Consider the following 14,925-nt stretch of genomic DNA (forward strand, 5'->3'; position numbering starts at 1 on the left):
GGGTAAGATACAGAAATTTTTATTGTCAAATCTAATATTTATTATATCTTTAGTGACTTTTATTTTAGCGGCACGCTGGCCAGGTTTCTTGCCACCAATGCTAAATCCCGATGAGGCACTATTTACCGCGGGTGCAATAAAACTGTTGAAAGAGCCGGTTTTCTGGCGTGCGGTAGATACAGGTTCATCTGGACCACTCAATGTCTATCCTCTGACTCTACCAGCTTTTTTTGGGTTCAGAATTGAATATGCTAGTAGTCGTGTGATCGGCTTAATCATGATAATTGCTGCTATTGTTTGTCTTTATTATGCCTTATCCACTCTCTACGATAAGAGCCTTTCTCGCCTAGCAATAGTTCCTGTGGTTACCACTGTCGCCTTCATGACATTTTTCGACTATGTGCATTATACAAGTGAACATTTTTCGGTGGCAATATTAAGTGTGGCTTTGTTAATCGTTTGTAAATATTATGCTGGTAATTCATCTAATCCTAATCGCCTGATATTTGCCTTGGGTTTTATCCTGGGAACTACTCCTTTTGCCAAAATTCAGTCAGTTCCTATAGCTTTCTCAATTGCTTGTATATTTTTGCACATACTCTGGCTAAAAAGCAGCGCAAGAGGTCAATTTATCAGGAGTTTTGCTGCTTTCTTTCTTGGGGGAATGTTGTTCTCGGCTCTGGTCATACTATATCTAACAATTTTCTCAATCTATGATGCTTTCTGGAAATCTTATATACAACAAAATTTATTGATTTATTCTACCCATGGTTTGATGGGAAACGTAAATCAACTAAGCTTTTTCAGAAAAATCAACATATTTATTCGGATGTTAATAAGAGTGCCAGATACAAGGATATTATTTTTATTAACAGCAATTGTCTTGATATTAGGAGTACCATTTCTAATATTAAAGCGTGTTTCTTTAAGCCAAAATCAAGAAAAGTCCCAGACATTTTGCTTTGTCTATTACAGTTTATTTATTTGGGCAGCATCGAGTTATTCAGTTATTAGACCGGGGAACGGGTTTACTCATTATTTACTGTTTCTAATCATACCTAGTGGATTTCTCATCGGTGTTTTTATAGGTGAACTGGCACAAGTCTTACAAGTGTCAAAATTAACCCGTTCAAACTTAAATTTCTCTCTTTTAAAAGGTGTCATTTTTATTACAGTTGCTAGTAGTTTTTTAGAATTTGCCACAACGATAACATCAGATAATGTTTACCTCGATAATCGCAGAGTATTTGCTAAAAATTATCTTAGTCCGATTGCTAAAACTATTCTAAAGTATGCTTCTCCTGGTGAATCTATGGCTGTCTGGGGATGGGCATCAGAGTTATATGTTGACACGGGACTGGTAACAGCGACAATAGATAGTGTTTCCCTTTGGCAAATCCTACCAGGTTCACTGCAGGAATATTTTCTGAAAAGATACGCAGACGATCTTATTAATTCTAATGCTAAGTTATTTGTTGATGCTGTAGCTCCAAGAATGTTTTTCTTTACCGATAGAGAAACTCAGGGACACGAAGTTTTTCCTGAAATTGCTAGGTTTATCAAGAAAAATTATCGGCTAGTTGATGAAGTTCAAGGAGTTCGTATTTATCTTAAAAAATAATTATATGCTGCCTTTTTCCTGATTTGAGAACTGCGTAAAAGCTCCGAATAAGTTTGTGCATCACGACCCCAACTATCTGCATCTTACAGTATTTTTATACTACCCCACACTTTTCTAGATCGATTTAGCCTGATTGACGATTCGATCGTAAAATAGCAACAAATCAAGAGAGTACAGGTCAAATATGCCGAAATTTGTTGTCTGGGGTAGTTATTGTGAAAACGTGCTGGAAAAACGCGCACCCTATCGTCAAGCGCATCTAGAGGGATTAAATCAACAGAAAGAACGGGGAATTCTCATTACTATCGGACCAACGGCAGATTTAAGCCAAGTTTTCGCAATTTATCAGGCAGCCAGCGAGTCGGAAGTGCGAGAATTAATCGAAGCGGATCCCTACTGGCAAAATGGTATCTGGACAGAGTACCAAGTCAAAGAATGGATTCAAGCCATCTAAGAGGACTATCAGCTATATTTTTCATAAGGGTGTTGTCTTAAAGCTGATAGCTTGCCTACTTTTTGCTTATCGCCATGGTTTACATCAAAAAGGTCGAACTCTCACACTTCAAATCCTTCGGGGGAACAACTCCCATACCCTTTTTACCGGGGTTTACGGTGGTTTCTGGTCCAAATGGTTCGGGAAAGTCGAATATTCTCGACGCATTGCTATTTTGCTTGGGATTAGCTACTTCCAAGGGAATGCGGGCCGAAAGATTACCGGATTTAGTCAATCATAGCTATAACAGTCAACGTCATAGCACCGAAGCGAGTGTTTCGGTGACTTTTGATGTTAGCGATATTCCTGACGCAACCGATAGGGATTGGACGGTTTCCCGACGCTTAAAAGTGGCTAAGGGTGGCAGCTATACTTCTACCTACTATATCAATGGGGAAACCTGTACGGTTAGCGAACTTCACGACCAATTAAACCGTTTACGCATCTATCCCGAAGGGTACAACGTGGTGTTACAGGGAGACGTAACCCGAATTATCAGCATGAATGCCAAGGAAAGACGGGAAATTATCGACGAATTGGCAGGAGTAGCCGAATTTGACCGCAAAATTGAGAAAACTAAGGAGAATATCGATTCGGTTAAAGAAAGGGAAGAACGCTGCCAAATTATTGCCACAGAATTGCAAAAATCTCTGGAAAAATTAGCACTTGATCGCATTAAAGCCGAAAAATACCAAAAACTCAAGGCCCAAGTCCAAGAAAAACAACAATGGGAAATTGTCCTCCATTGGCAAAATCTCCAGCAGCGCTGCCAGCAAGTAAAAGAACAAATTCAAGCTGGGGAAAGGGAAAAACAGGTTTTAACGGAGACTATCGCCAATTTATCCGAACAAATCGCCCAAAATAGTCAAGAATTAGAGAAACTCAATCAACAGGTTAAAGCTTTTGGGGAAGATGAACACCTGTCCCTGACTTCCCGATTAGCGAGTCAACAGGCCAAACGACAACAACAGCAACAACGACAAAAAGAGCTAGAAAACCTCGAAAAAGAATCTCAGGCACAGAAAACAAGACTTTTAGAGGAAATTAATCGCTATAATCTCGAATTAAATCAGATTACTGCCCAAAAAAGCCGCTTAGAAACTGAAATTTTACCCAATCTCCTACGGACAACCCAAACCGCAAGGGAAACCCTAGAAACCCATCGTCTGCAAGCAAGTAGTCTCGCGGAAGCGTCAGAAGCTTGGGTAAAAGAACAAAGTGACCTTTCCCGCAATATTACCCGTCTTCAGGAACAATTAAACCCCTACCGTAGCCAACGGGCCCAATTGACCGAAAGATGCGATCGATTGCAAACTAATATAGTAGAAGCTGGTCAACGTCTGCAAGAATTAGAGCAAGTCATTAGCACAAAAACAGAAGAAAGTCAAGAAATATTACAAAAAATTAATCAATCGGAACCAGATATCCAAAATTTAGCCCAAAAACTCACCATTGCCGAACAAAATCGCGTCATCAGTCAGGACACCCAAAAACGTCTGCTAAAAGAACAACGGGACAAACAGAGGGAATTAGATAAACTGGAAGCGACTAAGCAAGCGCAACAGGAGGCCCAGGGAACCTATGCTACTCAAATATTATTACAGTCAGATTTGCCCGGAATCTGCGGATTAGTGGCACAATTGGGCGAAGTAGAGGAACGTTATCAAATTGCTCTGGAAATCGCCGCCGGAGGTCGTTTAGGTCATGTAGTCGTCCAAGATGATAGCGTTGCGGCTGCCGGAATTGCCTTGCTAAAACAGCGTCGCATCGGTAGGGCCACTTTTTTACCCCTGAATAAAATTCGTCCTCCCCGTCCCCAGGATATTTCCTCTCTGCGTCACGCGCGGGGTTATCTAGATTTAGCGGTGAATTTGGTTAAGTTTCAACCCCAGTATCGGGAGGTTTTTAACTATATTTTTGGCAGTACGGTGGTTTTTGAGGATATAGATTCTGCCCGTTATTATATCAATCAATATCGCATCGTTACTTTGGATGGCGAGTTATTAGAGATGACTGGCGCTATGACCGGAGGCAGCCAACCGACGCGATCGGGGCTGCGTTTTGGTAAAATTTCTCCTAAGGAGTCTAGTGAAGCGGAATCTCTACGGGAAAGATTAGCAGAAATCGATCGCATTCTTACCCGCAACGAAGAAAAAATCACCCAAGTTAATAATCTTATCAGTCAGTTAACCCAACAGTTAACCGAAACCCGTCAAAGTCATCGGGAAAATCAATTATCTCTACAACAATTAAGCAAGGATTTACAACGTTTAACCACAGAAAAAGAGGATTTAACCCGTCAATTATCGGGCCAGCAAGAGGAAATTACTATTTCTCGTCAACGGTTAGAAGTATTAACCAGAGAAATTCCTGAGTTAGAGTTATCTTTACAGCAAGAACAGGAGAAATTAACTGCTTTAGAGGCCAATCATACCCATAGCGAATGGCAACAGATACAGGGAATAATTCGCGCTCAAGAATTAGAGTTACAAACCCAAGAAAATCACCTCGCTACAGTCCGCGAACAGTTAAAAGATTTACAAAGTCAACAAATCAGACTAGAGGAAAAAAGTCAAGAGTCTGCGGATAGAATTATTGAGATTGACAAGATAATCACCGATGCAGTTAATCAGAGAAATATCGGTAATCTGGAGATAGAAAAACTTGATCAGCATATTTTAGAAATCAATCAAGCTTTACAGCAATTATCCCGACAACTAGGGGAAACCAAGCAAAAAAGAGACCAATTAGAGACAGTTTTGCGACAACAACAAAACCAACAACAACAGGCTATCTGGCAATCGGAAAAGTTAGTCAACAATCAAGAAGAAAGACAAGCATTACTAACCACTTTACAGACAGAAATTAGTCAACTAGAAAGCGACTTACCCAATCCCTTGCCAGAAATTCCCGAAAGCGATCGAGATTTCGAGAAAATTCAAAGTGATATTAGGCAGTTACAAAAGAAATTGGCAGCTTTAGAACCTGTGAATATGTTAGCTTTAGAAGAACACCAAAAAACTAAAGAGAGATTAGATGAACTATCAGAAAAACTGCAAACTCTAGAAGGAGAAAGAACCGAACTACTTTTGCGGATAGAAAACTTTACCACCCTCAGATTTAATGCTTTTCAGGAAGCATTTACTGCTGTTAACGAAAACTTTAAGACCATATTTGCCACCCTGTCCGATGGCGATGGTTACTTACAACTAGAAGACGAAAATGATCCCTTTAATGGTGGCTTAAATCTGGTGGCACATCCGAAAGGAAAACCCGTACAGCGATTAAGTTCCATGTCTGGAGGTGAGAAATCTTTAACCGCTTTAAGCTTTATTTTTTCCCTACAAAGATATCGTCCTTCTCCCTTTTATGCGTTTGATGAAGTGGATATGTTTTTAGATGGGGCAAATGTGGAGAAATTGGCCAAAATGATTCAAAAACAAGCACAACAAGCGCAATTTATTGTCGTTAGTTTGCGTCGGCCGATGATTGAAGCATCGGAAAGAACCATCGGTGTCACCCAAGCGCGGGGAACCCATACACAAGTACTAGGAATTAAAGTTTAACCTAAGACGCAAGTGGGGTGTGGGGTGTGGGCTTCGGCCGTGAGCTCAGCCGAACGGGTGTGGGGTGTGGGGTGTGGGGTGTGGGGTGTAGGGTGTAGGGTGTAGGGTGTAGGGTGTAGGGTGTAGGGTGTGGGGTGTGGGGAAGTGGGGAAGTGGGAAGCTTTTCAGTAAACAGTAACCAGTGACCTGAAAACTCACATCTGATAACTGATAACTGATAACTGCCAGACAAGCCGGACAAAGTTAAGTTATATTAAGATTACTCAGAATGCGTCCTCGTCCCATTCAGAAATCTCATGACTCAACCGCAAGCACAACGCATCCTCTACGTTAGACTCCCCTGTAACCCCATTTTCCCCATCGGTGTGGTTTACCTTTCCGACCACGTTCATAAACTATTCCCCGACATCGAACAAAGGATTTTTGACCTTGGTGCAGTCCCACCCTTAGACTTTAACCAGGCACTCGATCGCTGTGTTGACGAATTTCGGCCCACCCTGCTAGTATTCTCCTGGCGGGATATTCAAATATATGCTCCCGTCGGTGGTCGCGGTGGCAATCCCCTGCAAAACGCCTTTGAATTTTACTACGCTAAAAACCCCCTAATTAAGCTGCGCGGTGCTTTAGGAGGTTTGAAGGTGACAACAGCCTACTACGGCGAATTATGGCGGAATCAGGGACTAATTCGCCGAGGGTTGCAGCGGGCCAGAAAATACCATCCCGAAGCGCGAGTTATCGTCGGGGGTGGTGCCGTCAGTGTTTTCTACGAACAACTAAAAACCAAACTGCCCACAGGAACAATTGTATCAGTGGGAGAAGGGGAAACCCTGCTAGAAAAATTCCTCTCCGGCCGGGACTTTAGCGATGAACGTTGTTATGTCGTCGGAGAAACCACACCCCGGCCGCGTTTAATCCACGAATCCCCCACCCCCTTAGAAAAATCCGCTTGTAACTACGACTACATCGCCAGTATTTGGCCGGAATTTTCCTACTATTTCCAAGAAAACGACTTTTATATCGGGGTACAAACCAAGCGCGGCTGTCCCCATAACTGCTGCTACTGCATCTATACCGTTGTCGAAGGGAAACAAGTACGCATTAATCCCGCCGATGAAGTAGTTAAGGAAATACGCCAATTATACGACCGCGGCATTCGCAATTTCTGGTTTACCGATGCCCAATTTATCCCCGCCAGAAAATTTATCAACGATGTAGAAGAACTATTAGAAAAAATCCTCGCTGCTGGGATGAAAGATATCCATTGGGCTGCCTATATTCGCGCCGATAATCTCACCCCGAAACTGTGCGATTTAATGGTAAAAACAGGAATGAATTACTTTGAAATTGGTATCACCAGTGGTTCTCAGGAATTAGTCCGCAAAATGCGTATGGGCTATAATTTGCGGACAGTTCTGCAAAATTGTCGAGACTTAAAAGCGGCGGGTTTTAATGATCTGGTTTCGGTAAATTATTCTTTCAATGTCATTGATGAAACCCTAGAAACCATTCGTCAAACCATCGCCTATCATCGGGAATTAGAAAACATTTTTGGAGTCGATAAAGTGGAACCAGCCATCTTTTTTATCGGACTACAACCCCACACCCATCTAGAAGAATACGCCCTCAAAAAAGAAATTCTTAAACCCGACTATGATCCCATGAGTTTAATGCCCTGGACAGCCAAAAAACTGCTCTGGAATCCTGAACCTTTGGGGTCATTCTTTGGCGAAGTTTGTCTGCAAGCATGGCGACAAAATCCCGATGATTTTGGACGGGAAGTGCTGAAAATTTTGGAAGCAAAACTAGGGAAAGCCGATTTAGAATCCGCTTTGACCGCACCGATAGAAACTAAGAAAAAAGTCTTAATTCCTGCTTAAAAATTAATTTTAGTCAATCCCAAGGCGGCAATTAGCGTTACCATGAGTCTGAAATCAGGAGATGATCAAAATCCCTTTACCGGTAACTGCAAAATGACCGACCATCGCCCCCATTGGCTAGAATTAGCGGAATATATCGCCCTAGGATTAACCCTGCTTACCCTTATCGCCATGGGTGCGGGGTTTTTGCCTTTGTTCCTCCTAGTCGTGACTTTCGGGTTAAATATTCTCAATCGTCTCCGAGAAAGAACCCTGCAACGTCAACGCTTAACCGAGATAACCGGTCATTTACAGAGTCAGTGGGAAGAAGAAAAAGAAGCTTTATCGGCCCAAATACAGTCCCTCGATCCCGCAGCGGCCAGCGATAACGACCGTGCGGTCGCAACGCGCTCGCTACGCGAGATCGCAGAATTAGAGGAGAATATTCTCACCCTCGAACAGTCCTACAATCAAATTATTCAATATATCAACCGTAACGGGCTGCTGGAACGCATCGAACATTTGGAAAAATCCTACAGTCGCTTACAAAGAGAGATTTTGCCGCTTAAGGAAGAATCGGCGGATATTAGCGCCATAAAAGCGGAAAATGAGCCACAAATCACCCTACCCGCCCTTAATTTAACTCCCACTTCCCCCCCCGTCCCTATCCCCCATTGGCACTATTATCGCCGTCTGAGCGCCCATCGGGAAATGATTACAGCGATCGCAATTACCGAGGATCAACGGTTTTTAATTAGCGTTAGTTGGGATCGTACCCTAAAAATCTGGGATTTTGCGAGAGGAACCCTGATTAATACGGTGGAAGCTCACGATCAGGGCATTTTAGCCCTAGCAGTTACCGGAAACGGCGATTATCATCTAGCGACGGGAGGATTCGATCAAACCGTTAAATTATGGACTTTAGCCAGCGATGCCAGTAATCTGGAATTAGATCAAATTTTCCTCGGTCATCTCGGTTCGATTCACGGCCTAGATTTTGCCCCCCGTTGGCATTTTTTGGTTAGTGGTAGTTACGATCAAACCCTAAAACAGTGGAATTTAGAGCAGGAAACCGAAGAATTTAGCTCCTATGACAGTCTGGGGGCAATTTATGCCCTAGAAGTGGCTCCTAATCAAGATTTTATCGCCGCAGCTGGGGGTGATGGCACTGTCACCCTCTGGCAATTGGGATCGGGAGAAAAAATCGCCGTCTTATCAGGTAACGTTTCTTCGGTGCAGAGTATTGCGATCGCTGCTGATAGTCAGATTATTGCCGCCGGTTGTGTGGATGGGACGGTGAAAATCTGGCAATACAACCCAGAGAAAAGCGGTCATTTTGCGCCAATTCGGGTGATTAATGCCCATAATGGTCAGGTGACAAGCTTGGTATTCGCAGAGCAGGGTCAGTGGTTATTTACCGGGGGAACCGACGGAGAAATTAAAATCTGGTTAGCCAATTATCAACAGGCGATCGCAACTCTCACCGCTGCCGATGGGCGATCATCGCCGATCTCCAGTTTAGTTCTCAGCCCCGATTATTGTCACCTAGCGGCGGCCGCGGCCGACGGCAGCATCACCATCTGGGAAAATATCACTTAATGGTCGATCGAACTAGAAAAATTGTATAATGTAATGTCCCGGACTCGGTCGGGCCAGTTTGACCCCAAGAAAAAGTGACTGAGTTAATAGTCGTTTCTGCCCAATAGTTGTCATCGGGGCATCGAGAACGCGAGAGCGATCGCTTATCCCAGAATCATTACCCATAGTAAAAAATTCAGAATGAAGACTCCAACAGATCAAAGATTTGATTACGTCAAAATCGGTTTAGCGTCCCCCGAGAGAATTCGGCAATGGGGAGAAAGAACCCTACCTAACGGTCAAGTCGTCGGAGAAGTAACCAAACCAGAAACGATCAACTATCGGACTCTTAAACCGGAAATGGATGGGTTATTCTGCGAGAAAATTTTTGGCCCCTCCAAGGACTGGGAATGTTGGTGCGGTAAATACAAGCGCGTCCGTCACCGGGGAATTGTCTGTGAACGTTGCGGGGTAGAAGTCACCGAGTCCCGGGTACGTCGTCATCGCATGGGTTTTATCAAATTAGCCGCCCCCGTCACCCACGTTTGGTATCTTAAAGGTATTCCCAGTTATCTCAGTATCCTGCTCGATATGCCCCTGCGGGACGTGGAGCAAATCGTCTATTTTAATGCCTATGTGGTTCTCGATCCGGGTAACGCGGGCAATCTTAGTTATAAACAACTCCTCAGCGAAGATCAATGGTTAGAGATCGAAGAAGAAATCTACGCGGAGGATTCGGAATTAGTCGGCATTGAAGTGGGTATCGGGGCCGAGGCTATCCAAAGACTCTTACAGGAAATTAACCTGGAAGAAGAAGCGGAAAGACTGCGGACGGAAATTGTCGAAAGTAAAGGGCAAAAACGGGCAAAATTAATTAAACGTCTCCGGGTAATCGATAACTTTATCGCCACGGGTTCTCAGGCAGAATGGATGGTTTTAAGCGTAATTCCCGTGATTCCTCCCGATTTACGCCCGATGGTGCAGTTGGACGGCGGCCGTTTTGCCACCTCTGACCTGAACGATCTCTACCGTCGGGTGATTAACCGCAATAACCGTTTATCCCGTCTGCAAGAAATTCTCGCCCCGGAAATTATCGTCCGTAACGAAAAACGGATGTTACAGGAGGCCGTCGATGCTTTAATTGATAACGGTCGTCGCGGTCGCACGGTGGTGGGGGCCAATAATCGCGCCCTGAAGTCTTTATCGGATATTATCGAGGGTAAACAGGGGCGTTTCCGTCAAAATCTCCTCGGTAAACGGGTGGACTATTCGGGACGTTCGGTTATCGTTGTCGGTCCGAAATTGAAGATCTATCAATGCGGTTTACCCCGGGAAATGGCGATCGAATTGTTCCAGCCCTTCGTTATCCATCGTTTAATTAAATTAGGCATCGTCAATAATATCAAGGCAGCCAAGAAAATGATCCAACGGGGGGATGCCAATGTTTGGCACGTCTTGGATGAAGTAATCACGGGACACCCGGTGATGTTAAACCGCGCTCCTACCCTGCACCGTTTGGGCATTCAAGCGTTTGAACCGATACTGGTGGAGGGCCGGGCGATTCAGTTACATCCCCTCGTCTGTCCCGCTTTTAATGCTGACTTTGACGGCGACCAAATGGCCGTACATATTCCCCTCTCCCTGGAAGCACAATCGGAAGCGCGATTATTGATGTTAGCTTGTCATAATATTCTCTCACCGGCGACCGGTCGTCCGATTGTTGCCCCTTCTCAGGATATGGTTTTGGGTTGTTATTATCTCACGGCCGAAAATCCCAAGGCCCAAAAGGGTGGGGGTCGTTATTTCGCCAGCATGGATGACGCTATTCGCGCTTTTGATCAGGGATTGGTGGATCTGCACGCTTCTGTGTGGTTGCGTTTACCGGTCGGAGAAAAGGTGAAAACCAATAAACCCGATGAGGAAGTCCTGGAAACGGAAACTCTCCCCGATGGCAGCATCTGGAAATATTATCGGGAGCGCAAAACCCGGGAGAAGGATGGTGAGATAATTTCTCAGTATGTGCGTACTACTGTAGGGCGAATTATCTACAATAAGACGATTCTAGAAGCTTTGGTGGTCTAGAGAGAGATTAGGTTAGGGTGGGCAATGCCCACCTTGATTTTTAGGCTAAAGCGGCAATACATTCTATTTCCACTAGCACATCCTTGGGAAGACGGGCCACCTCCACACAGGCCCGGGCCGGGGCAGTTTCCGGGGGGAAATAACGGGCATAAACTTGATTCATCGCCCCGAAATTGGCTAAATCCGAGAGAAAGACGGTAGTTTTCACCACATTTGACCAATTAGCCCCAGCAGCGGTTAAAATGCCCTCTAGATTGGCCATAACTTGTTCGGTTTGGGCGCTAATTTCCCCGGAGACGATTTCACCCGTGACGGGATCTAGGGGAATTTGTCCCGCAACAAAGAGAAAAGGACCAGGAGCGGCGATCGCTTGATTATAGGGACCCACAGGGGCCGGAGCTTTATCAGTACGGATGACCTGATTATTCATGGGCAGGATAGTTAAAAAAGATGACATTGAATCAATTGAATATTTTCCCAGTTTTTCGATCGCTTGTAGTTAATTTTCGCCGGTTAGGGGGTTTAATTTTGACTAAGCGATCGTTTGAGAAAAGTCGATCGATGACTCACTTTGTACCTGTACGAATCATCTTAAATCCATACACATAAATATCTGCGAATCCATATCTTTTCTCTTTTTCGCGCCATTGAGCAAGACCAATTTCGCTTAAAAGCTCGGCAAATCTATCGAAATCAGGTATTATTGACCGTGCGGTACGTTCCCACACTTGACTGAGTTCTTCCCTAGAAGGTAAAGCAGAAATTCTTTCTAAAGCTCGGAAAAAATTCTCTAGGTCAGGATATTCTTGTCTAATAGCGTCACAGCGTTCTTCAGAAGCTTTTTCTAAACCAATTTCTAGAGATTTTGCTCGCAATAAGCGATCAGTTGGTGACTGAATTGATGACTGTCCTTTGTAGGTTAATTCTTGTTCTTTTGCTCCTTGTAATAGAGCGCTTAAACTGCGAGGAAAAGTAGTACCACTAGAATCTGTTAAACGCTCATAAACCCATCGATAAACGTATTTAGCGTTATCCCCTCTTCGTCGGCGACTGCCCCAAAGTAATTCTAAGGCACGATTTAGAGCTTCTTCCGTTGCTTGATCGATACTTTCCACGGGAGCAAAACGAGCGACTAAATCTTTAAATTCTGGCGATAGAAAAGCTTGACGGAGAGCTAATCTCAAGAAATCTATTCTCGTCCATTGTAGAAGTAAATCTCGTCCATTGAAGTGACTTTTATTATCAAAGTTAAGACGTTTCCAGATATCTTCTCTCAGAAATATTTTAAAACGAATTGCTGTTAGTGTCTTAGCATCACAAGCTTGAACAAACTGAAATAAACCGGTGAGAGCTTGTTGACGAATACCCTCTCTCTCTGGGAAATCTTCATCTAAATCATCATAAAGAAACCAGAGAGTCTGCTGCTCTTTTAATTGTTTCTGATTAACTATATCTAAAGCATCTATAATCAGGAGAGACAAATTTGAATCTGTTGCTAATTGAACTAAAGCTTGAGTATGTTCCGATTGCCAATTTTTCGAGGGTAATTCTTGAAAAATTCGTTTAATCGCCTGAAATTTTTCCCAATTTTTACCTTTAGGAAAGATACTATTTTTAAAGTTTTTGAACACATTTATCAGCAAATAAGCTCGCCAAACTTTTTCCCAGGTACCTTGTTTTTCTAGCAATTCTTGATTTATATACTGGAATTCATCCCGGGATGGACGACTATTATTATAGCTCCCATGACCAGATAATAAAGTCACATGATCTAGACGACTATAGGCCAATTTTCGTGCCTCAGACTCCTGCCGGAGTAGTAACAAATAAAGTGCTGTCTTTCCTGTTCCCTTACGACCTCTGATCAGACAAGTTGCTTGATCAAGAAATTTATCAAAGTTAGCAGTTTTCTGAAATAAAAGACTAATATCTGAACGGATATCTCCCGCATTTAATGGCATAAAATTAAGACTTTCAATAACTTGCCAACGTTGTTTGGAACTGGCCAGAATGTTTTGCAAGCGAATTTCATTGGTATCTTCATCGATTAAGTTAGCAATGCGAGTATAATAATCCAGTAATCCAGTGACAGGATAACGGTCTGCTAGAGCGATCGAGGGAATATAAGGTATGATTAGATAGTCTTCTGAATCTATATCTAAATCATGATCGGTAGTTTCATCTATATCTATATTTTTGTCAATATCCTTTTGTAAAATTTGCCAAGCATGAATAACTTTAGTTATTCCTGTATCACTTAAATCGGGAACGGGTGAAAAAACAAAATTAAGCGAAAGTCGGCCAAAAGAAGTCAAAGATTGCAAAAGAAGCTCGATTCCTTTTTGATTTTGTTCGTTAGGAAATAAAAAAATAATTGCTTCGTTGGCTGCCTGTAGTAAAGATAAAGCTCCCCATTCATTGATTCCAGTGCGCGAATCTACTAAGATAAGATCAGGTTTTAACTGATTTTGAATCTCTCGACTAAAAGTTGACCAGAGTGTTTCCCCATTATCGAGAATTGTTGTTGCTCGCAGATCATCAACTTTAGTAATGTAATCAAGACTCAAATAACCCGCAGGAACAATAAATAGTCTTCCCGTTGCATCGGGAATATTAACTTCTCCAAATATTTCAGTGATATTAATCTTTGCTGTTACACCTTCTGGTAAATAGGATTTTTCATAAAAATAGTCCACAATTCCGTATTCCGGTGAGGGATTTAAGGGAAAAGCTGTGCTTAACCCCGGTGCTTCTAAATCCAAGTCAACAGCTACTACTTTACGACCTCGCATCGCTAAAATCCAAGCAACATGAATTAAAGCAGTTGTCCTACCTACTCCCCCTTTAAAAGAATAAAAAGTTACGGTTCTAGGAAGACAAAGTTCGGGAGAAGACGGTGATTGATTTTGTGGATTAGTTGACCACAAAGCTAAATCTTGCCAAGTGTGAATTGATTTTTCGTCCAGAAGTTGTGGAGCTTTTAGATCGAGAGAGGCTGCCTCCTGAATAGTATATAAAGATATAAAACCTAAAGATTTATGCTGTTGTCCTATGTCATTTTTAACTGCTTCTATTCGCTGAGTTGTTGATAAATTTTCAAACTTATCACTGACGATAGTTATATTCAAAAGTCCAGCAGTAGATAGATTGAGATCAACCCATTTTTGTGCTTCTTTTTGAACATATATATCTGTTAATTTTTGTTTCAGTGATCTTAACCAAGTTTCTGACATAACTATCTCCTCAAAGTTGAGTAGCTTGTTTATGAAGCCATTGTTTCAGACTTGTATAAGCTGATAACCACTCTTTGTATTTATCGTCATTCGGTTCACTGCTGGAATAACGCATATCTATAAAATTTTGACTAGGGTTTTCTACCGGTTTTTCTACTATATTAATCCATTTTATCACGTCTGGATAATTTTGAACTCTCGAATAGAGACGATTATTACTTTTTAGAGCAGCTGTCAAACTGTGACCCGGATTAGTTATGGTATGTCCGGGGTTATTGGACTTAGTTTTCCATTCTTGACTGGATACCGAAGCTAAGATCATAGATTTCAGCAAACATTCGATCGTAATACCTCCAGGCTCTTCCGAACTTGTCATGTAAAATTAAATAAAAAACAGACAATTATTGCTGACCAATAAAACAATAATTTATCTTTAAAAGCTCACTATGCTTGCAATACAGCAATTTATTGGTTAAAATATAAACAGCCAAGACCA

General features: G+C 42.6%; 9 protein-coding genes. 6 read left to right on the forward strand and 3 right to left on the reverse strand.

What is annotated here, in order from left to right:
- The 6 genes from IM462_RS03630 to IM462_RS03655 all read left to right on the forward strand — a co-directional run.
- The coding region (locus IM462_RS03630; protein ID WP_287714844.1) for a hypothetical protein at window positions 1-1,621 on the forward strand (1,621 nt) is incomplete at its 5' end.
- Window positions 1,622-1,805: 184 nt separating this feature from the next.
- Window positions 1,806-2,075, forward strand: a complete 270-nt coding sequence (locus IM462_RS03635; protein WP_002771659.1) for a YciI family protein — start codon at window positions 1,806-1,808, stop codon at window positions 2,073-2,075.
- 74 nt (window positions 2,076-2,149) lie between these two features.
- Window positions 2,150-5,680, forward strand: coding sequence for a chromosome segregation protein SMC (gene smc / locus IM462_RS03640; protein WP_287701521.1), 3,531 nt, complete (start codon window positions 2,150-2,152; stop codon window positions 5,678-5,680).
- A 296-nt stretch (window positions 5,681-5,976) separates the two neighbouring features.
- Window positions 5,977-7,557 (forward strand): photosystem II high light acclimation radical SAM protein, encoded by a 1,581-nt coding sequence (locus IM462_RS03645; protein ID WP_287701519.1) that lies wholly within the window; start codon window positions 5,977-5,979, stop codon window positions 7,555-7,557.
- Window positions 7,558-7,599: 42 nt separating this feature from the next.
- Window positions 7,600-9,135 carry a WD40 repeat domain-containing protein gene (locus tag IM462_RS03650; protein ID WP_287701517.1) on the forward strand — a complete coding sequence of 512 codons (1,536 nt, stop codon included), beginning with the start codon at window positions 7,600-7,602 and terminating at the stop codon, window positions 9,133-9,135.
- Window positions 9,136-9,315: 180 nt separating this feature from the next.
- The gene (locus IM462_RS03655) at window positions 9,316-11,196 is read left to right on the forward strand and encodes a DNA-directed RNA polymerase subunit gamma (RefSeq protein WP_004163413.1); all 1,881 of its coding nucleotides are present in this window, start codon (window positions 9,316-9,318) and stop codon (window positions 11,194-11,196) included.
- Between the two features lie 40 nt (window positions 11,197-11,236).
- Here IM462_RS03655 and IM462_RS03660 read toward each other — a convergent pair whose 3' ends face one another.
- The 3 genes from IM462_RS03660 to IM462_RS03670 form a co-directional block, all read right to left on the reverse strand.
- Window positions 11,237-11,653 (reverse strand): RidA family protein, encoded by a 417-nt coding sequence (locus tag IM462_RS03660; RefSeq protein WP_002762767.1) that lies wholly within the window; start codon window positions 11,651-11,653, stop codon window positions 11,237-11,239.
- A gap of 109 nt (window positions 11,654-11,762) precedes the next feature.
- Window positions 11,763-14,429 carry a ParA family protein gene (locus IM462_RS03665; RefSeq protein WP_287701515.1) on the reverse strand — a complete coding sequence of 889 codons (2,667 nt, stop codon included), beginning with the start codon at window positions 14,427-14,429 and terminating at the stop codon, window positions 11,763-11,765.
- Between the two features lie 10 nt (window positions 14,430-14,439).
- A complete protein-coding gene (locus IM462_RS03670; RefSeq protein WP_287701513.1) occupies window positions 14,440-14,805 on the reverse strand; it encodes a hypothetical protein in 366 nt (121 codons plus the stop codon).
- Between the last annotated feature and the right edge of the window lie 120 nt (window positions 14,806-14,925).

The sequence above is a fragment of the Microcystis sp. M144S2 genome, from assembly GCF_020246065.1.
Taxonomy (GTDB): domain Bacteria; phylum Cyanobacteriota; class Cyanobacteriia; order Cyanobacteriales; family Microcystaceae; genus Microcystis; species Microcystis ichthyoblabe_A.

Coding starts and splice junctions, on each gene's coding strand:
- IM462_RS03635 (WP_002771659.1), top strand. CDS start 1,806: ATGCCGAAATTTGTTGTCTGGGGTAGTTATTGTGAAAACGTGCTGGAA.
- smc (WP_287701521.1), top strand. CDS start 2,150: ATGGTTTACATCAAAAAGGTCGAACTCTCACACTTCAAATCCTTCGGG.
- IM462_RS03645 (WP_287701519.1), top strand. CDS start 5,977: ATGACTCAACCGCAAGCACAACGCATCCTCTACGTTAGACTCCCCTGT.
- IM462_RS03650 (WP_287701517.1), top strand. CDS start 7,600: ATGAGTCTGAAATCAGGAGATGATCAAAATCCCTTTACCGGTAACTGC.
- IM462_RS03655 (WP_004163413.1), top strand. CDS start 9,316: ATGAAGACTCCAACAGATCAAAGATTTGATTACGTCAAAATCGGTTTA.
- IM462_RS03660 (WP_002762767.1), bottom strand. CDS start 11,653: ATGTCATCTTTTTTAACTATCCTGCCCATGAATAATCAGGTCATCCGT.
- IM462_RS03665 (WP_287701515.1), bottom strand. CDS start 14,429: ATGTCAGAAACTTGGTTAAGATCACTGAAACAAAAATTAACAGATATA.
- IM462_RS03670 (WP_287701513.1), bottom strand. CDS start 14,805: ATGACAAGTTCGGAAGAGCCTGGAGGTATTACGATCGAATGTTTGCTG.